The 19197-nt window shown below is 69.5% G+C and carries 17 protein-coding genes and 1 pseudogene; 5 read left to right on the top strand and 13 right to left on the bottom strand.

The window, feature by feature from the left end; all coding sequences use genetic code 11:
• Positions 1-22 precede the first annotated feature (22 nt).
• Positions 23-430 carry an ArsR/SmtB family transcription factor gene (locus Pdca_RS06450; protein WP_085916597.1) on the top strand — a complete coding sequence of 136 codons (408 nt, stop codon included), beginning with the start codon at positions 23-25 and terminating at the stop codon, positions 428-430.
• Between the two features lie 2 nt (positions 431-432).
• The gene (locus Pdca_RS06445; RefSeq protein ID WP_166665907.1) at positions 433-1077 is read left to right on the top strand and encodes an SRPBCC domain-containing protein; all 645 of its coding nucleotides are present in this window, start codon (positions 433-435) and stop codon (positions 1075-1077) included.
• A 127-nt stretch (positions 1078-1204) separates the two neighbouring features.
• Here Pdca_RS06445 and Pdca_RS06440 read toward each other — a convergent pair whose 3' ends face one another.
• Entirely contained in the window at positions 1205-2104 is a 900-nt protein-coding gene (locus tag Pdca_RS06440; protein ID WP_085916604.1) for an alpha/beta hydrolase, read from the bottom strand.
• Between the two features lie 47 nt (positions 2105-2151).
• Entirely contained in the window at positions 2152-3222 is a 1071-nt protein-coding gene (locus Pdca_RS06435; protein WP_085916596.1) for a helix-turn-helix domain-containing protein, read from the bottom strand.
• A 215-nt stretch (positions 3223-3437) separates the two neighbouring features.
• Between Pdca_RS06435 and Pdca_RS06430 the strand changes: the two genes are divergently transcribed.
• Positions 3438-4802, top strand: coding sequence for an FAD-dependent monooxygenase (locus Pdca_RS06430; protein WP_232021440.1), 1365 nt, complete (start codon positions 3438-3440; stop codon positions 4800-4802).
• Positions 4803-4886: 84 nt separating this feature from the next.
• On the opposite strand, the gene Pdca_RS06425 is transcribed toward Pdca_RS06430, so the two are convergent.
• Entirely contained in the window at positions 4887-5663 is a 777-nt protein-coding gene (locus tag Pdca_RS06425; RefSeq protein ID WP_085916594.1) for a siderophore-interacting protein, read from the bottom strand.
• Between the two features lie 149 nt (positions 5664-5812).
• On the opposite strand from Pdca_RS06425, the gene Pdca_RS06420 reads away from it, so the two are divergent.
• On the top strand, positions 5813-6610 hold the full coding sequence (locus tag Pdca_RS06420; protein WP_307724057.1) for a helix-turn-helix transcriptional regulator: 798 nt from the start codon (positions 5813-5815) through the stop codon (positions 6608-6610).
• Positions 6611-6825: 215 nt separating this feature from the next.
• On the opposite strand, the gene Pdca_RS06415 is transcribed toward Pdca_RS06420, so the two are convergent.
• The 5 genes from Pdca_RS06415 to Pdca_RS06395 all read right to left on the bottom strand — a co-directional run bounded on the left by Pdca_RS06415 (position 6826) and on the right by Pdca_RS06395 (position 11849).
• Positions 6826-8109, bottom strand: a complete 1284-nt coding sequence (locus Pdca_RS06415) for an MFS transporter (protein ID WP_085916593.1) — start codon at positions 8107-8109, stop codon at positions 6826-6828.
• 744 nt (positions 8110-8853) lie between these two features.
• Positions 8854-9873 carry an LLM class flavin-dependent oxidoreductase gene (locus tag Pdca_RS06410; RefSeq protein WP_085916592.1) on the bottom strand — a complete coding sequence of 340 codons (1020 nt, stop codon included), beginning with the start codon at positions 9871-9873 and terminating at the stop codon, positions 8854-8856.
• Positions 9870-10250, bottom strand: coding sequence for a Rid family hydrolase (locus tag Pdca_RS06405; protein ID WP_085916591.1), 381 nt, complete (start codon positions 10248-10250; stop codon positions 9870-9872). Before Pdca_RS06405 ends, Pdca_RS06410 begins: the two co-directional genes overlap by 4 nt.
• 4 nt (positions 10251-10254) lie before the next feature.
• Positions 10255-10494, bottom strand: coding sequence for a hypothetical protein (locus Pdca_RS06400; protein ID WP_125911281.1), 240 nt, complete (start codon positions 10492-10494; stop codon positions 10255-10257).
• Positions 10495-10694: 200 nt separating this feature from the next.
• Positions 10695-11849, bottom strand: a complete 1155-nt coding sequence (locus Pdca_RS06395; RefSeq protein WP_158092366.1) for a PucR family transcriptional regulator — start codon at positions 11847-11849, stop codon at positions 10695-10697.
• Positions 11850-11972: 123 nt separating this feature from the next.
• Between Pdca_RS06395 and Pdca_RS06390 the strand changes: the two genes are divergently transcribed.
• Positions 11973-12923, top strand: coding sequence for an ornithine cyclodeaminase family protein (locus Pdca_RS06390; RefSeq protein ID WP_158092365.1), 951 nt, complete (start codon positions 11973-11975; stop codon positions 12921-12923).
• Between the two features lie 277 nt (positions 12924-13200).
• Here the strand turns inward: Pdca_RS06390 and Pdca_RS06385 are convergent, their stop codons facing one another.
• The 5 genes and pseudogenes from Pdca_RS06385 to kynU form a co-directional block, all read right to left on the bottom strand.
• Entirely contained in the window at positions 13201-14550 is a 1350-nt protein-coding gene (locus tag Pdca_RS06385) for an FAD-dependent oxidoreductase (protein WP_085916587.1), read from the bottom strand.
• Between the two features lie 95 nt (positions 14551-14645).
• Complete coding sequence (locus Pdca_RS06380; RefSeq protein ID WP_085916586.1) at positions 14646-14906, bottom strand: 4Fe-4S dicluster domain-containing protein; 261 nt, start codon at positions 14904-14906, stop codon at positions 14646-14648.
• A gap of 703 nt (positions 14907-15609) precedes the next feature.
• Positions 15610-16224 carry an MSMEG_1061 family FMN-dependent PPOX-type flavoprotein gene (locus Pdca_RS06375; protein WP_085916584.1) on the bottom strand — a complete coding sequence of 205 codons (615 nt, stop codon included), beginning with the start codon at positions 16222-16224 and terminating at the stop codon, positions 15610-15612.
• Positions 16225-16772: 548 nt separating this feature from the next.
• Positions 16773-17652, bottom strand: a pseudogene (locus Pdca_RS06370) (IS5 family transposase).
• A gap of 309 nt (positions 17653-17961) precedes the next feature.
• The gene (gene kynU, locus Pdca_RS06365; RefSeq protein ID WP_085916909.1) at positions 17962-19191 is read right to left on the bottom strand and encodes a kynureninase; all 1230 of its coding nucleotides are present in this window, start codon (positions 19189-19191) and stop codon (positions 17962-17964) included.
• Positions 19192-19197 lie beyond the last annotated feature (6 nt).

Genomic DNA, 19197 nt, shown 5'->3' with positions numbered 1-19197 from the left:
AACAGACGGGATAGTCGGGATCGTGCACGCGTTCGACATCCTCGGCGACCCCGTTCGCCGTCGCATACTGGAGCTGCTCACCGACGGCGAGCAGACCTCCGGGGCGATCACGGACGTCATCCGGGCCGAGTTCTCCATCTCCCAACCAGCTGTCTCCCAGCATCTTCGGGTGCTGCGCGACAGCGGGTTCGCGTCGGTTCGCGCTGCGGGCACCCGCCGGTTCTACGCCGTCGAGCCCGCCCCGCTGCGCGAGGTCGACGCATGGCTGGAGCCGTTCCGCCGGTTCTGGGAGCAACGCCTCGACGCACTGGGAACCGAGCTGGCCCGGGGCAGGCGCGCACGCCGGCCCCGGACCGGCCCGGACCCCACTCCACCGGCCGAGCCCGGCACCGATCCGGGCTGCGCCGATCCACCCGGCGAGAGGACCTGACCATGAAGGACGTACTGGACGAGCTCGCCGCCGTACACCGGCGGATGGGCACGGGCAGCCTGCCGGCCGGCGAGGCCTACACCGTGGAGCTGCGGCGCCGATACGACGCGGAGATCGACGACGTCTGGGATGCCATCACCCGTCCCGAGCGACTGCGCCGCTGGCTGCGGCCGGTCACCGGAGACCTCCGGCTGGGCGGGACGTTCGAGCTGGAGGGCGGTGAGCACGGCGAGATCCTCCGGTGCGAGCCGCCGCGGCTGCTGGGGGTGTCCTGGCTCTTCGGTCCGGAGGCCGACGCCTGGCCCGGCACGAGCGAGGTCGACGTGCGCCTGGCCCCGGACCCGACCGGCGGCACCGAGTTCACGCTGATCCACGCGGCGGCCGTCGGCGAGCCCATGTTCCCGACCTACGGCCCCGGCGCCGGCGGCGTCGGCTGGGACCTGGCTCTGCTCACGCTGGCCCGGCTGCTGGCCGATGGTGAGATCGCCGATCACGAGGAGTTCGGGAAATCGTCCGACGGGCGCGAGTTCAGCCGGCGCAGCGCCGCGGCCTGGGGCCGGGCCCACCTGGCCGCCGGTGGCGAACCCGAGCAGGTCGCGGCCGCGGTCGCGGCCACCACCGCGTTCTACGTGCCCGACCCGACCTGACATCGCTGCTGCGCGGCGCGAGCGGCCTCCTCGGTACCCGCACCGCCGATGCGGAGTCTCGGTCACCGGGGCGGCCGCGAGCGCCGCATCGGATTCCTCGGGAGCCGGACGCCGGGATCGCGCCCTCTCAGCCGTTGAGGTGCGTGGCGAACCAGTCCGTCGCCGGGACCGAGGACTCCTCGAAGCCGTTCACGTAGGCGTCGAAGTGCCCGCCCGGCAGCACGACCAGCTTCTTCGGCTCCCGGGCGTTCCCGAACGCGCCGATCGCCAGCTCGGTCGGGGTGAGCACGTCGTCCTTCGCGACCAGCATCAGCAGCGGGGTCGGGGCGATCCGGTGGATCCAGGCGCCCGGCTCGTACTCGGAGAGCATCTCCACGGTGCGCAGGGTGACCTCGTTCCGCCAGGACGGGGCGCGCTGCTCGTGGGTCTCGGTGAACCACTGGTACGAGTCCGGCGTCGGCAGCGCGGACGGGGCGAGCGGGTCCTTGTCGACCACCGGCACCATCGCCGGCGCCTCGCCCCGGCCGCGGGCCTCGCGGTCCTGATCGAACATCTCCCGGAAGCCACCGATGAAGTCCGAGCGCACCAGCGACCGGATGTTCTCGTGGCCGGACACCAGCGGGACCTGTGAGACCACGGCGCCGACCCGCTTGTCGATCGCGGCGACGACCAGGACGTGCCCGCCGGAGTAGCTCGAACCCCATACCCCGACCCTGCTGCGATCCACCTCGGGCAACGACTGCGCGTAGGTGATCGCGTGCCGGTAGTCGCGGACCTGCTGGATCGGGTCGATCTCCTGGCGCGGCTCGCCGTCGCTGGCACCGAAGTTGCGGTTGTCGAAGACCAGCGTGTTCAGCCCGGCCGCGGAGAACGCCTCCGCGTACTTGTCGAGGTACATCTCCTTCACCGCGGAGAAGCCGTGCGCCATCACGACCACCGGCGCGGCCCCGTCGGCGCCCTCGGCCGGGTAGAACCAGCCGCGCAGGGTCACGTCCTCGCCGGTGAACTCCACATCACGTCGAGCCATCTCCGGTACCTCCCGGGTCGAATCGATCGGCCCGGGGAAGCACCCGCTCACCCCTGAACCGCGGTGACCCCAGTCTCGCGACGTCGCCGTCCGGATCGATGAATCTGCGCGCCACGCCGCTGAACACCCACGCCATCTTCGGCGGCGCCGCCGGAGTCGTCGTCGCCGCGGGCAGCGGCCCGGTACTGCGTCGGGCTGGCCCCGTAGTGCGCCTTGAACAGCCGGCTCAGATGGCTGCTGTCGGAGAATCCGTAGCGGTGCGCGATCGACGCGACCGGACGATCGGTGCCGGCGAGCTCCTCACGGGCCCGGGCCAGCCGGCGTGCCCGCAGCACCTCGCCGACGGTCTGCCCGGACGCCGTGAAGATGCGGTTGACGGTGCGCAGCGATACGCCGTGCGCACGAGCCAGCCGGGTCGGGTTGAGTGTGGAGTCGGCCAGGTGGCGCTCGATGTAGCGGTCCATCGCCGCCCGCAGTGCCGGTCGGGCGATCGCCGATTCGGGGACGTCGCCGCCGCTCCGGAGCGCGCCGATGAACAGCTCCAGCGTCGCGTTGCGGGCCGCGGACACCGCGGACCGGTCCAGATCGGGCAGTGCCGCGCTGAGGGTGTCCAGGTAGGAGATGAGCAGCCGGGTCGCGGGCTTCCGGCCGTCGAGCAGCACTCCGCCGGTCATCTGCGCCCGGCCGACGATCTCGTCCAGCGCGGCGCGCGGGATCAGCAGGCTGCGTTTGGACAGCGGCTCCTGGACGACGAACCGGGCCGTCGTGGAGCTGTCCCAGACGACCGCGTCGCCACGCCCCAACCCGGCCTCGGAGCCGCCCTGGGCAACCGTCTCCCGCCCGCCACGGTTGATCAGCACCACGACGAACTCGCCGTCGGTTCCTGCGATGTCGCGCTTCGTCCGGGTGCCCGAGCACAGCCCGCAGGTGCAGTCGACAAGGGCCAGGTCGTCGATCCACCAGCGCTGGACCGTCGCCTCGAACACCTCGCCCCCGGGCTCGGCCTCGGGCACCGCGATCGACCACTTCAGGTGCGTCGCGGACAGCATCTCCTGCCACTGCTCGACCACCACCGACGTGTCACGGTCCGTGCTCCAGTACTCCGAGGCTGCGCGCATACGACCTCTCGCCTCCCACGACCCTGTGGCGACGCCGGGGCATCAGGCTAGGCCGACTCCCGGCGGGATGACCAGCGTGAGAATCCCGGCGGCGTGCCGGAGCGCACTCGCCGACCGGCGGCGCGGCGACGTGGAGCCTGCGTGCCACACCGGTGGACGGGCGAGCCAGGTTCGTCCGGCCCTCGGCCGGGCCCCCTGATGCGAGTGAGCAGCCTGTGCACGGCACGTACCCGGGCTGCTCCTCGCAGCGAGCAGCGGCTTGGCGACTTTACGGCATCTGGAGTCTGTGTATCGGTAGCGCGCCACAGATCGACGAGCCGACGATGGTGCCCATGGACATCGAAGAGCACGCATTCCCCCACCCGGTTCCGCCGACCGGGGGAAGACGCGCCCTGGTCGTCGGCCTCGGAGTCAGCGGGATCGCCACCGCCGTGCGGCTGCGCTCGATCGGCTGGGATCCGGTGATCGTGGAGAAGTCCCCCGGGCGCCGCACGGGCGGCTACTTCGTCGGGATCTTCGGTGCGGGTCAGGCAGCCGCACGACGGCTCGGCATCCTGGACGCCATTCCCGACCGCTCGCCCGCGAACAGCGCCGACTACGTCGTCACCCGCTCCGGCAATCGCCGGTCCGGGCTGGGGTTCACCGACTTCCCCAGCGAACCCCGGGTCATGTCGCGCGGCGACGTGGAACAGGGTGTCTTCGCCGCGCTGCCGGACGATGTGGAGATCCGGTACTCGACCTCACCGGTCCACATCGAGCAGGACACCGACGGTGTCGACGTCACACTGGAGCGGGACGGTACGACCGGCACCGAGCGCTTCGATCTGGTGGTGGGCGCCGACGGCCTGCGGTCGACGGTCCGACGCCTGGTGTTCGCCCCGCACGAGCAGCACCTTCACCGTCTCGGATACATGATCGCGGCGTTCACGCTTCCGGGACCGATCGGCGGCATGGCCGCGAACGAGGGCGCCATGCTGCTCGAACCAGGACGCTCGTTGCTCGTCCTGCCCTTCGCGGGCCGCGGGCCGAGCGCCTTCTTCTCCTACCGCACCTCCGACGTCGAATCGCAGTTCTCCGGCCGGCCGGTCGACCGGCTCCGCACCGCGTACCGCCCCGAGCCCTACGGGCGGCTGCTCGGTGAGGCCCTCGACGCGTTCGAAGCGACCGACGAGTACCTCTACGACACGGCCGAGCAGGTGCAGATGAGCAGGTGGTCGAAGGGGCGGGTGGTGCTGACCGGCGACGCCGCCTGGTGCACCACCGTCTACTCCGGCATGGGCGCCTCCGCGGCCCTGGCCGGCGCCGATCTGCTCGGCACGATGCTCCGACGCCACGGCGACCGGATCGGTCCCGCGCTGCGGGCCTGGGAGAGCCACCTTCGTCCCCCCATCGCCTCGTACCAGCGCACCGGCATCGCACAGGTCTCCCTGTTCACGCCCAGCAGCAGGCGGCAGATGGTCGGGAGACGGATCTTCGAGTTCGTCGACCGGCTGCCGGTGCTCGGCGCCGCGCTGCGCCACCGGCTCGACAACAGCGAGGACAACGTCGAGAAGGAGCGTGACATCGCATTCGTCGCCTGACCGGCGGCGGAGACGTCCGCGCGCCGGCGGGCGACGCCGGGCAGCCGGTGAGCGGAACACCCCCGGCCCGCCGGCCCCGCACCGTCACGGGCTGGCCCGGCCCTGCTTCCAGTAGCCGAGGAAGGCGATGTCGGACCTGCGGACATTGCGTTCGTTGACGAGATGCCTGCGAAGTCCGGTGGACAGAGCGGACTCACCCGCGGTCCAGGTGTAGAAGGGCCCGGGTCGCAGCTCCGCGTTCCGTACGGTCGCCAGGGCGAGCGTGCCCGGTGTGGCGGACGGGTCGTTGCGGGGCAGCCAGTGGATCGTCGTCCCGGCGGGCGCGGCTACCTCCGGGCGGATGTCCTCGTCGGTGGGGACCTCCAGGAACACCTCGGCGGGCAGCTCGCCGGTGGACTGCTCCAGGATCGCGAGGATGGCGGGGGCGGCGCTCTCGTCGCCGACGAGCAGCTGCCAGGTCGCGCCCGGGGTCGGCCCGTAGGTGTACCCCTCGTCGAGGAAGCCGACCGCGTCTCCGGGCCGGGCTCCCAGCGCCCAGGACGCCCCGGGGGCGGCGGGCCGGTCCGCGACCTCCTCGTGGACCACGACCTCGATGTCGAAGGCCGAGATCTCCGGCCGGAACCTGCGGACGGAGTACATCCGCACCCGTGGACGACTCGCAGCCGACTGGAGAGCGAACTGGAGCATCCACCGCTCGCTGGTCGGGAGAACGACCGGGCCGTGACCGGGCACACCGAAGAACAGGCGGCCCACCTGGTCGTACCCGGACTGCTCCAGATGCCGGACGTCGTCGCCTCCCACCGTGACGGAGACGAAGTGCGGGCTGATTCGTTCGGACCGTTGGACGGTCAGCGCCAACATTCGCCTCCTGCTCGGACGCCGGTACTTGCCCGCCATCCCGATCGCCTCTTCAAGGCTGGTCAACAGTTCCTCCCGACACCGACGGATGCGTTTCCACACGCCATCGTCACCGAGGCAGGGGCGACGTACTACCGGTAAACTGACGAGCTGTGCCGAAAACCCGCCACGTCGATCCGCTGTTCGCCGACCTTCAGGTGCTGACCACCCGGCGGGGAGCATGGCTGCCCGACGGCTTCTACCTCGACGCCCATCGGCACGCCCACGGCCAGCTGGTCTATGCGGCCGCCGGAGCGCTGGCCACCACGACGGATCACGGGACCTGGATCGCGCCCGCCGACCGGGTGACGTGGACCCCACCGGGTTTCGAACACTCGCACCGATTCTACGGTCGCGCCGATGCCCGGGTCGTCGTCGTTCCGAAGCGGATGTGCGACGACCTCGCGGGGCGTCCCGGTGTGTTCGCCGTGAGTCAGCTGCTCCGTGAGGCCATCCTGGCGCTGACCGGCCGGCCGGAGACCCGCGCCGGCGCCCACGGACGACTGCTCGCGGTCGTGATCGACGAGCTGACCGAAACTCCGGAGCAGCCGTTGCACCTGCCCGAGCCCGACGACGACCGGCTGCGCGCCGTCACCGACCTCCTGCACGCCGACCCCGGACGCAGCTCGACCCTGGCCGAGCTCGGACGAGCAGCCGGAGCGAGCGAACGGACCCTCAGCAGGCTGTTCCACGCCGAGCTCGGCATGAGCTTTCACCGCTGGCGCACGATCCTGCGCATCCATCACGCTCTCCTGCACCTCACCAACGGGGTCTCGGTCACCGCCACCGCGATGATGTGCGGATGGTCGAACCCGTCGAGCTTCATCGCGGCGTTCACCGACGTCGTCGGCCAGACCCCGGGCCGCTACCGGGCCGACCACTGCGAGGGCCCGCCCCGGCCGCCCGGCTGACGACGGACATGAGGGCGAATCCGCCCGGTTGCGCGATTCACCGCCCGGCCACGGCTTGTGCCCGTCCGAGTCGAGCAGCCGTCGCTGAAATCCCAGCTCCGATGGGGGTAGGGCGTGCTCCTCGCCGGCGCGGCGCTGGGCAGCATCGCCGGAGGGCTGATCAACGCCAGGATCGTCGCTCGGTGCGGAGCCTTCAGCCCGGGCAGGCCCCCGGATCAGGCTCGGCCGGGCGACGAGGTACTGGCCAGATCGGACCGGTAGGTCTCTGGTGCGAAGTACGTCGCCACAGCCGCAACCAGTGAGGCGAGCATCATATAGCAGGCAACCAGGATCCAGCTGCCCCCGGAGAGCGCGACCAATGCCGTGGCGATGAACGGCGCGAATCCGCCACCGATCATGGCGCCGAGCTGGCGACTCAATGCTGTGCCGCTGTAGCGGATCCGGAGCTCGAACAGCTCCGCGTAGTAGGACGACTGGACGCTGGCGATCGCGTCGTGGCCACCGTTGATGAGAACGATGTAGGTGAGCACGATGATCACTGGCAGCGTACTCTCCAGCGCCCAGAAGAACGGGAACGTCAACAGCGCGATAGCGAGCGAGCTAGCGAGACAGAGACGGCGGCGGCCGATCCGGTCGGACAGGGCGGCGAACGCCGGTATGGTCACCAACCCGATCGCCGCACTGATCGTCACGCAGGCAAGAAGGAAGGACCTGTCGATACCGAAATACTGCGGCGCATAGGACAGTACCCACACCGAGGCCAGGAAGAACGGAACCGACTCGGCCAGCGACATCAGGATGACCAGCAGCATGCTTCGTCGGTGCGTGGAGAACAGCGTGACCAGCGGGTGGCGTGCTCGCTTCCGGTCCTCCTTTGCTTTCGCGAATACCTCGGGCTCCGGGAGCCGCATCCGGACGTAGAGCGCGAACAGAATGAGCGGGAGACTGGCGAGGAACGGTATGCGCCAACCCCATGCCAGGAAAGCTTCGGCGTCCATCTGAGATGTCAGCGCTACCGCGCCGGTGGACAACAACACTCCGGCCGAGGTCCCGACGCCGATGGCGCTGGCGAAGAGCCCTCGCCTCTTGGTGGGTGCCTGTTCGAGCACCATGAGCGATGCCCCAGCCCATTCGCCACCGACGGCGAAGCCCTGCACGAAACGGAATACGACCAGAATCAGAGGCGCGGCGACTCCGATGGTGGCGTAGCCCGGCAGGAGACCGATGCCGACGGTCACGATGCCCATCAGCAGCAGGGTGATCGCAAAGATCGACTTCCGCCCCACCCGGTCACCGAAATGTCCGAAGAATGCCCCACCGACCGGCCTGGCCACGAAGCCGACCGCAAAGGTGGACAACGCCGCAAGCGTGCCGGCGATCGGATCGAGATCAGGAAAGAACACCTTGTCGAAAACCAGGGCCGCAGTAGTCCCATAGAGGAGGAAGTCGTAGGACTCGAGCGTCTGACCGAGGAAGCTTGACAGTGTCACCTTACGCATTTTCGTACGGTCGACTGCCTCTCGCTGAGTTGTCACCGTTCTCCACTCTGATCAGTACGGAACATTGCCGAGTCCCGAGTTCGTTCGGACTGCTGATCCAATCGACAGATTATGGCACCGCGCACCGTCGAAGGGCAGCACACAAAATGACTGAATCCATGTGTCGGTACTCCTACAGGTGTCGAGTCGCTCTGACGCCAACTCTTCGACTCAGGTACCGGAAGAGCACGCCGCACCCGGAAGATCGCCGCACGGCCGACCCGGCCACATCGTGATCAGACATTTTCCGGGTGCTCACCCGCAGGTCACGGAGCGGGTTGAATACGCGTACTCGACGCCCTTTTCCTCGAAAGATCTACTTGATGACGATTGAGTTACCACGCACCCCGTGGCCGTATCGCCACGAGGAGATCCGGCCGGCTTCGTGACCGTCGAGGACACACAGACACTGATCGATCCCGATCGCTCTGGCGACGGTCGACCCGACATCACGGACAAGCTTCTGGTGCGACCGCACGACGGGATCGTTCCCTTCGTTCCCGTCCGCGGCGACACGCCTCGTGTGGAGAGGGCCACGACAACGCACCCGACGCATACACTCGTCCGCCGTTGACAGGCTCGGGACGGCTCAGCGACTGCTGGGCGATGAGCAGGAGATCTCGCCGCAGATGATCTCGTGGGCCGGCTCGGCGTGCCCGTCTCGCCGCACCTCCGGCCCGATGTCGCCCCCGTCCCTGCTCGAGATCACGACGACATCGTCTCGACCTGGGCCCGGATCGCGGGCAGAACCCGCTCACCCAGGGTGTGTACCGCGGTCTGCGGGTCGAGGCCCAGTGGCGGCCCGAACGACAGGTGGGTGGCACCGTCGGCCATCAACCCTCGGCAGCGTAAGATCACGGCATCCGGGCCGCCGGCGATACCCAGGCCGAGCATCGTCGGTGTGACCAGCGAGCGGGCCTTGGCGGTGTCGCCGTCGGCGAGTGCTTCCTGGATCGGGCCGAAGTCCTCGACGGTCAGGCCCGCCTTGGACAGTAGGTACGGCGCGAACGACGCGCCGTAGTAGGCGATCTTGTCCGCCAGCTCCGCCGACGCGCGCTCCGGGTCGTCGTCCACACAGCACCAGAAGCAGGCCGGGAGGTCGATGTCGGCGAGGGTGCGACCGGCCTCCCGCGCGCCGTCGGCGATCTGCGCCGCGGCGGTGGCGAAGTGTTCTGGTGGATAGAGCAGGGGCAGGACGCCGTCGGCGTGCGCGCCCGCCATGGCCAACATCTTCGGGCTCATCCCGCCGACGTAGATCGGGGTGTGCCCCTCGCCGGCAGCCAGACGCGCGCGCGACGTCCACCCCACGCCGGAACCGGGTACATCCGATGGCGACTTCCCAGCGAGCAGTGCGCGGATCGCAATGATCGCCTCGCGGGTGGTGGTGAGCGGTTTGGGGCGCCCGAGTCCCGCCCAGTCGAGGAAATCCTCGGCGCCTGCGCCGAGTCCCAACAGGAAACGTCCACCGGACACCTCCTGCAGGGTCGCGGCCATCATTGCGATCTCGGAGGGATGGATGGAGTAGGGATTGAGGATCCCCGACCCGATCCTGATCCGTTCCGTGTGCTGGGCGATGGCCGAGAGAATGATCGGGCCGGACCGCAGGAACAGATCGTTGGACACCCAGATCTGGTCGAATCCGTGAGCCTCCGCCACTCGCGCGATGTCGATCAGCGTGCGGACTTCGAGGTCGTTGTTCAGGCGGATGCTGAAGGTCAGGCTCATGCCGAGGCCTCCGCGTCCAGCTCGACCTCGACCAGGACGCCGTCGTCACCGACCAGCCCGGACACGAACAGCATCGTGTTGGCCGGCCGTTGTCCGGCGAACACCTCCCCATGAGCCCGCGCCGCGCCCTGCCAGTCCGCACCGGGGGCGAGATACACGCGCGTCCGGAGAACGCCGTCGACACCGCCGCCGAGTTGCTGCACCGCCTGCACGGCCCTGCCCAGGGCCTGGGCGGTCTGCGCGTAGGTGTCGAGCACCTCGTCGGGCGTCAGGTTCGCGGTGGTGCCGCTCACCGCGATCCGACTCCCCTCCCGGGCAGCCCTGGCGTACCCACCGACTTCTTCCAGCGGGTTTCCTTCGATGAACCGGTCCGACACGTGCTCATGCCTCCTTGGCAGTAGTTGCCGACGTCGCGGCGCAGCGCGCGCCGCTCAGTGACTGGACGGGTGCCCGTCCCGGGTTGCCCACCGCCACGCCACGGCCGGTCGGGCGGCCCGGATCACCGCCCAGGATCAGGATGGTGTCGTGGATGCCGATCCCGTCGATCGCCGGCGACAGCAGGAAGGTCCCACCGCCGCCCCGATCCGGCTGATCGAGGGGCGGACCCCCGACATCGAGCACCCGGACCACGGTGGGGAACAACTCGCTCGGTCACACCGAGGTGACCACCTGCGCACAGCCGATGCTCACGATCGCTCCCTATGCGGACCGCGGAACCGGATGGACCACGGGATCTACCGACCTTCGCAGCTGTGGCGGGCCCACACAGTCCGCAGAGCGGCGAAATCGACTGGCTTCCACTCCTGCAGGTGTAGGAGACGTCATCGCGGCAGGAGCGCACCGAGCCGTAGCGCCAGCTGCAGGTCGATCCGTACGTTCGCGTCGCCGAGGCTGCGGCCCAGCAGCTGCTCGGCGCGGTTCAGTCGCCAGTACAGCGTGGTGCGGTGGATGTGCAGCCGCAGAGCGGTCTCGCGCGCGTCGCCGCAGGTGCCCAGATATGTCTCGATGGTCTCCCGGTACATCTCGTTCCGGGGGTCGAGCAGGACACCGGCGCCGCGACACAGGCGTTCGACACCGGCTTCGGTGTGATCGACGTGCTGGAGCAGGGTCCAGCTGCCCAGCTGCTCCCACGCGGCGCCGCCGCCGAACTCGGGTGCGGAGGCGGCGACCAGCGCGGCATAACGTGCGTTGGCCAGCTGCTCCGGCACAGCCGCCAGCGTGGGTGCCGGTGCGCCGGTACCCACGACGAGGTTCGGGGTGCCGTCCCGCAGAGCGTCCGCGAGAGTGCCCTCAACCGATGCGCCCGAGTTCGCCGTACCGGTGGTCGTCAGTACGGCGACGAGGTGCCCGTCGCCGACGGCGCTCACCATTGCGGCCGGTGGCATACGTTCACGCAGTCGGGCCCCGACGGACTCCAGGTCGCCTGCCGCGAGGTCGTCGCCCCGGCCGGCGCGCACCACGGTGAGGGTGAACGGAGGGTCGTCGGCGAGTGGGCCGTGCTCGAGCAGCGCAGCCGCAGCCTCCTGTCTGGCGGGTTCCTCGGCCGTGAGCAGTTCGTCGAGCAGTCGGCCGGTTCGTGCCTCGTGCTGTCGGCGGCGGGTCAGCACCTCCAGGGCGCGGGCGCCGGCCGAGCGGGCGTGCTCCAGCTCGTCGGGGCTCAGCGGGGGCTCGTCGATCAACCAGATGAACCCGTGCAGCACGTCGGTGCGCAGCGGGATGCACCACCGCGCCAGCGTGCCGAGCTCCTCATCGGCCGCCACCAACACCGGCTCCCGTGCGTCGTCGATGCGATGGCGTCGATGAAGCGGCTTGACGGAGTCGTCGGGACGCCGCATCAGGATCGAGTCCTTGCGCGACTGATCCACGACACCGAGCAGCGCGCTGGCCGCGAGCAGACGCGACAGGTCCTCGATCAGGACCGATCGTCCGAGGTCGGCTGCGAGCTGATCGGCCAGCACCTGCAGGTTCTCGTGCACAACGTGCATCCTGGGGCAACGACGGGCGCCTTGCACAGGGCGGCCCTACTGCTCGGTCGCCGGCGAGGGGCAGATATAGCCGATTGACCACCGCCGTCAAATTGATGCTATAAGATTGCCATGGTGAGTGATGTCCTTGTGCTGGGAGCGGATCAGACACGGTCGATCCTCGCCCGTGTCGACCTGTCGGATGCCTGCGCGACAGCGCTGATCGAGTTGAGCCGAGGGGGCGTGTCCGCGCCGGCGCGAGGGGTGGCCCTGACCCCGGACGGGGCGATGCTGGGGTCGATGCCGGGCTACGTCCCCGGCCTCGGACTCGCGGCGAAGCTCGTGACGATGTCTCCCGTGCCGGGCCGGCCGGGACGCAGCCTGCACAACGGCGTTGTCGCACAGTTCGACGTGGAAGACGGCAGGTTGACCGCACTCGTCGACGCGCAGTCGATCACAGCTGTTCGTACCGCGATGGCCGCGACATTGGCCATGCGGGCGATCGGCCCGGCGAATCCGACGAAGATCGCCGTGGTGGGTTCCGGGGTCCAGGCCCGCGCCCAGATCGAGCTTCTGACGGAGGTGGCATGTCCGGTCGTGGTGGGGGCGCGGGACGCAAGTGCTGCCGGACGCCTCGCCGAGCTGCATCCGCAGGGCTCGGTCGACACGATCGAGGCGGCGGTGCGCGGCGCCGATGTCGTCCTGTGCTGCACCGGCGCGTCGAGCCCGGTCGTCGACCGGTCATGGCTCGCTGACGGCGTCTACGTCAGTTCGGTAGGTGGCTCGCACGGCTGTCCGGAGCTCGATGCAGAGACGATCGCGGATGCGTCGGTGTGCGCGGAGTGGCCGGGGTCCGTCACCGAGCCTCCCCCGGTCGGCGCCCCCGAGCTGCAGGGACTCGACCCGTCCGAGGTGATCTCGCTCGGCGCCCTCCTCGATCCCAGCGATCCGCAGTCGGTGATGGAGCCGGGTGCCGCGATCACCGTGTTCAAGTCGACCGGTCACGCTGCGCTCGATGTCGCCGCCGCCTCGGTGGTCGTCGCGTTCGCCCGGGAGAACGGGATCGGGGTGACGATCCCGTTCTAGGCTCGGCGAACCAGCGCTGGACCAGGTCCCCGACGCCGAGCCCGGCGGCGACGGCGGTCATCGCCCCCCACGGTGAGTCGTGGTCCGACCGACCTCGGCGACAATGCGCACCGCCCGCTCACGCGACGGCGGCGGATACAGCGGCGGGGAACAACCTGTCATGACTCCGTCCCCGCGGTCGATCGGGTCCCGACACGCCGGGGCGGTTCGACCCGCTCCGGCGCAGCGGAAGGCCCGGGCCAAGTGACGCCCGGGCCTTCCGCCGTCTCCGGCGGCGTCAGGTCGCGGAGTGGGCCGCGGCGAGCAACTCGTCCCTCGTGCACAGCTTGACGCGCGGTCGGCCGGCCGCTCGCCCCGAAGCGACCTCCATACGATCGATGGCGAGCCAGCCTTCGGCGAGCACCACGCCCGGATGCTCACCGGTCTCGGCCATGTTCGGCGGCTCGAGCCGGCCTCGGAGCGGGGCCAGTGCGCCCGAGGCGAGATCGCCGACGATCACGTCGACCGTCTGCTGCGCGCACTTCTTGTTGGTGCCGATGATCCCGGACGGGCCTCGCTTGGCCCATCCGACCACGTACTCCCGGTCCCCGCCGGTGACCCGTCCGTCGACGTGCAGGACGATTCCGCGGTCCCGGTCGAACGGGACTCCCTCGATCGCGGCGCCACGGTATCCGATGGCGCGGACGACCAGGCCGCAGTCGAGGTGCTCCCGTTGCCCGGAATCGACCGCTACGACACCCGCCCCATCAACTCGGAGATCGTTGTGGGCCAGGACGATCTCCCGGACCCGGCCCCCTCCCCGCAGCTCGACCGGCGAACGCCCGAACCTCAGTGTGATCCGCCTGTGCCGGCCCGACGGCCGCGGACGTACCGCGAGGTCTCGCAGGACCTCGATGTTGCGTTGCTCGACCGGGCCGACCGCGGCCAGCTCGTCATCGGTGATATCGGCGAGGTCGGCCGGGTCGACATCGACGTACACGCCGTCCAGTGCGCCGAGCTCACGCAGCTCCGAGGTCGTGAACGCGGCCTGCAACGGTCCCCTGCGGCCGACCACCGTGACCTCGTCGATCGCGCTGGCCGTCAACGCTTGCAACGCATGGTCGGCGATGTCCGTGCTGCACAGTTCCGACGGTTGCGTGGTGAGGATCCGAGCCACGTCGAGCGCGACGTTACCGTTGCCGATCACGATGGCGGCTCGTACCGAGAGATCGACGGGCAGCGTGGTGAAGTCCGGATGCCCGTTGTACCAGCCGACCAGTTCGGTGGCGGCGACACTGCCCGGCAGGTCTTCGCCCGGCACGCCGAGAGCGCGGTCGCGCTGGGCACCGGTCGCGTACACGACGGCGTCGTACCGCTCCAGCAGTTGCTCCCTGCTCATGTCCCGTCCCAGCTCGACGTTCCCGAAGAAGCGGAACCGGTCGTGCAGCGCCGTCTTGGCGAACACGGCGCTGACCGCCTTGATCTTGGGGTGGTCGGGCGCCACACCGGAGCGCACGAGCCCCCACGGAGTGGGTAGCCGCTCGAACATGTCGACATGAACGGCCGGGTGCTCGATCTTGAGCAACGACGCGGCGGAGAAGAAGCCCGCGGGACCAGCGCCCACGACGGCCACGTAGAAGGGAGGCATGTCTCACTCATCTCGGTCGGTCGGGCGGCCGCGGCGGCGACCGAGCCGGCCGTCGGCCGCGAGGCAGTGCGGGCACCGTCGCCCGGCCGGGGAACTCACGCGGCGAAGTGCGCCGCGTTGGCCGCTATGTCCCCCAGGAGGTCCTGCGGGACGTCTTCCTCGTCGAACACGGCATCGTTGGGACACACCGGCACGCAAGCCCCGCACTCGATGCAGTCGTCCGGGTTGATGAACAGCTGCTCGACCTCGTCGAAGTCAGGGTGGTCCGGCGTGGGCTGGATGCAGTCGACGGGGCAGACCTCGGTGCACGAGCCCGCCTTGGTACCGACACACCGCTGCGTGATGACGTAGGCCATCAGTCAGACCTCTCTCGTTGACAGTTGACGGGCAGGACGGCCCGGGCCGGCGCATCGACCGACCCCGCCCGCGCCGAGCGGGCCGAACTGTGCCTCTGCCCTTTGGAACTGGACGTGCAGGGGGTCCGGGCCGGCGACCACGACATGGCCCTGCCGCAGCCGGTCGGTACCGCTGTCGGCAACGGAGTCCGAGTACCGCTCGAGGATCCGGGTGCAGGACACCTCGCTCTCGAGCCGGGCGAGCGGCGCGCCGAGGCAGCTGTGGATCCCGTGGTCACAGGACATCCGGTGGTCGGGCGTCCGGTCGAGCCGGAGCCGGGTGGGGTCGTCGAACCGGCAGGTCGTCGCGGGCCGCTCCGTGGACCTGGAGGACGAGCGCACCGGGCGCGGGTTCCGTCTCGCCCGGCGTCGTCGTTCCCGAGGTCGCGCGAGGGGCACCGATACCGATCGGGGTGTCGAGCCGCAGCGACCCGTCGGTGGAAAGGTGCCCCTGGTCGGCGGCGCCGGCCAGCAGCGCCGCGCGAACACCCGGTGTACCGGAGCAGGTGGACGACGCCGCCGGAGCTGTCGACCGTGGTCCTGTTGCCGGCGGCGACGAGGAACACGACCTGGGCCGGCAGGCCCGCGACATCAGGGCCGGTGCCGTACCGACCCCGTCACAGAAGCCCACGGCGTGACGCCATCACGATCGGCCTCCGGCGTATCAGTACAACTTCCAGTCCTCACGTTCGACCAATTCGTCGGACAGTTCCACCTTCGAGTGCTCGGAGAGGATCCGGCCGAAGGGGGCCACATCTTCTGCTGCCGGCGCGGGTTCGCCGGACCACAGCCGCGAGCGTTTCAGCGCGCGGCCACAGTGAATGAAGACTTCGTCGATCGCCACTCGGAGCACCGATCGAGGAGTTCGGCTCGCAACCGCGTGCGCAGCAATCCGCTGTGGTGACACATCGATCAACGCAGTCCCCTTCACACGTAGCGTGTCGTCGCGGCCGGGAATGAAGAAGATGATCCCGACCTGCGGTCGCACCAGAAGATTCTCCATGATGTCGAGTCGATTATTGCCGGGGCGATCGGGGATGATCAGCGTCTTCTCGTCCTCGACGGTGACGAAGCCGGCCGGATCTCCTCGTGGCGACACGGCCACAGCGCCGTCCTCGCCGGCACTCGCAACACACAGGAACGGTGAATGCGCAATGAAGTCCCGACAGTGTGCGTCGAGATAGGGCAGGACCTTGCGCACCGTGAGGTCCTGGTACATGGGGTATACCTTGCGCAGCTCCTCAGCAGAATCGAGCGTCGCGCCATCTGATTCAGTCATATGAACACCACCAGGAATCGCGATGAGGACAGTTGAACGTGGACCAGCAGGTCGTGGCACCTGCCGGGTGAGCACGCGGGGGTCGCACCCGCCTGCCGGCCCGGCACCCGGCGTGGCCGGCGGACATGCGACTCACCCGGCCACCGAGATGCCCGAACAACGCTCCACCGACCGGATCGAGGTCGACGAAGAAATTTTTGTCGTAAACCAAGGCCGCAGTGCCCCACGACAGCGGGAGCCGGCGGACCCGACTGCCGGATCGAGGAAACCTCATAGGGCCACCCTACGCATTGCCGTATGATCGACCACCTCTCGCCGAGTTGTCACCATTCTGCACTCCGAACATTGCGGAACATTGCGGGACATTGCGGGACATTGCGAAACAATGCGGAACCCTGGGCTCGTTCAGGCCACTCGTCCAATCAATAGATTATGGCATCGCTCACCGTCGGGCGGCAGTACACAATGTGACTGAATCCGTGTCGCCGCACTCCTACAGGTGTAGGGCAACTGAGAGCGTGTTTGAGAAGATCAAGTCGCGGGTGTGATCATGTACTTCTGTTGCCGGGCGGCCGGGGTGCCGCGGGCGAGGCGGCGGGTGATGGTGTTGATCGCCGCCCAGCGGATCATGGCCTCGGACACGGCGGGGTCGCGTTCGTAGTCTCGGGCCAGACGCCGGTGCGCGGTGAGCCAGGCCAGGGTCCGCTCGACCGCCCACCTGCGCGGCAGGACGGCGAATCCGCGCTGCTCAGGCGGTTTGCGGACGACCTCGACCGTGGTCCGCAGGATCGAGGTGGCCCAGTCGAGCAGGCGGCCGGCGAACCCGGCGTCGGCGAACACGAAGCGCACCCTCGTGCGCAGGTAGAGGTCGAGCAGGATCGACTTGGCGCCGTCGCGGTCCTGGACCGACGCCGAGCACACCATCGTCGTCAAGAGCAGGCCGAGGGTGTCGGTGATGATGAACCGCTTCCGACCGTTGACCTTCTTTCCGGCGTCGTATCCACGTGTGTCCTGTCCGACGGTGTCGGCGCCGCGCACGGACTGGGAGTCGATGATGCCCGCGCTCGGCTCCGGGTCGCGGCCCTCGTCGGCGCGCAGCTGTCCGCGTACGACCGGCAGGATCTGTTCGGTGACCTTCTGCTGCTCCCATCGGTTGAAGTACCAGTACACGGTCTGCCATGGCGGGAAGTCCGCAGGCAGAGCACGCCATGCGCACCCCGCGCGCACCACGTAGAGGATCGCGTCGACCACGTCCCGGCGTGGATGCTTCTCCGGCCGCCCACCCGATCCGGCCTCGGGCAGGAGCGGCTCGATCAACGCCCACTGGGCATCGCTGGTGTCCGAGGGATACCGCCGCTTACGCCGAGCCACCCATCCACGATGGACCACACCGGCGCCCGGACCACGCAGACACGCCGGCCTTCTCAAACACGCTCTGAGTCGGCACCTCTCCCGGCCCGGGAGCCGGACGCGCACACCGACCCGGGAGATCGCCGCGTGGCCGTCACGACCACCCGATCTCCTGAGGGGGTCGGGAACGCGGTGATCCCGAGGCGGTTGCGCATACCGAGCGAGATACCGCCCAGTCTCCTGTCCGCCACGCCCACCGGGGCCCGCTCCCGCCCTCCGGACGTCGGTGGCGTGGACGGGGATCGCCGCCGCGCAGCGAGGTGGGCCGTGACCGGCTCGGCCGCGCGCCACGGCGCCTCTCTCCGATGGTCGCGACGGCACCTCGAGTTATCCGGCCGTTGCCCCGTCCAGGATGTCGCGGAAGATCTCCATCGCGGAGTATGTCTCGGCGAAGCTCGTGGTCAACGGGGAGAGCCCTATCCGGATGCCGCCCGGCGGTCGGTGATCGACGATCACCCCACGCTCGATCAGTGTGGTGCTGATCCGCGCCGCGTCCGGGTGCGTGACGGTCACGTGGCCGCCGCGCAGACGTGGGTCGCGGGGCGAGCCGTAGCCGGCGCCCAGGGGCACGAGCCACACGTCGACCAGTGCGGTGACGAACTCGGTGAGTTCGACCGCCTTGGTCCTGATCCGGTCGATGCCGGCCTGCTCGACCAGCGCGACGCCCTGTTCGACGCCGATCAGGCCGGTCACCGGCGGGGTCCCGGACAGGGCGCGCTTGATCCCGGCCGCCGGGCGGTAGGCCTTCTCCATCGCGAACGGGTCGTCGTGGCCCATCCAGCCGGGGATGGCCGCGGCGAAGTCGTCCTGGTGCTCGGCGCGGACGTAGAGGAACGCCGGGGCGCCGGGGCCCGCGTTGAGGAACTTGTAGGTACAGCCCACGGCGAAGTCCACGCCGCACGCGTCCAGCTCGACCGGCACCGAACCGACGCTGTGGCACAGGTCCCACACGACGACCGCGCCGTGCCGGTGGGTCAGCGCCGTGATCGCGGCCATGTCGGCCAGGTAGGCCGATCGGTAGGCCACGTGCGAGAGCAGCAGCACCGCGGTCCGGTCGCCGAGGGTCTCGGCGACCTGTTCGACGGTGACCCCGGATGCCGGGTCGGAGTCGATCCAGCGCACCGTCATGCCGAGCTCGGTCGCGACGCCGTCGACGACGTAGCTGTCGGTCGGGAAGTTGTGCCGGTCGGTGACGATCTCGGTGCGGTCGGGTCGCAGCGCGGCTGCGGCGCGCAGCGTCTTGTAGAGACACACCGTCGTCGAGTCGGCGACGATCGTCTGGCCGGGTGCGGCGCCGAGCACGGCGGCGGCGAGCCGGTCGCCGATCTGCGCGGGCAGTTCCAGCCAGCCTTCCGACCAGGAGCGGATCAGCCGCCCCGCCCATTGCTCGTCGATCAGTTCGATCAGCCGGTCGCGGGTGGCCAGCGGTGGGCGGCCCAACGAGTTGCCGTCCAGGTAGGCCACCACCCGGTCGTGCTCGCCGGGGGCGATGAACCGCCTCCGGAACCCGGCGAGCGGGTCGCGGTCGTCGAGCGCCCGTGCGTCGGCGATGTCCACTGTGTC

Origin of the sequence: Pseudonocardia autotrophica (genome assembly GCF_003945385.1) — a bacterium.
Lineage (GTDB): Bacteria > Actinomycetota > Actinomycetes > Mycobacteriales > Pseudonocardiaceae > Pseudonocardia > Pseudonocardia autotrophica.
This window is presented reverse-complemented; position numbering and strand designations above follow the sequence as displayed.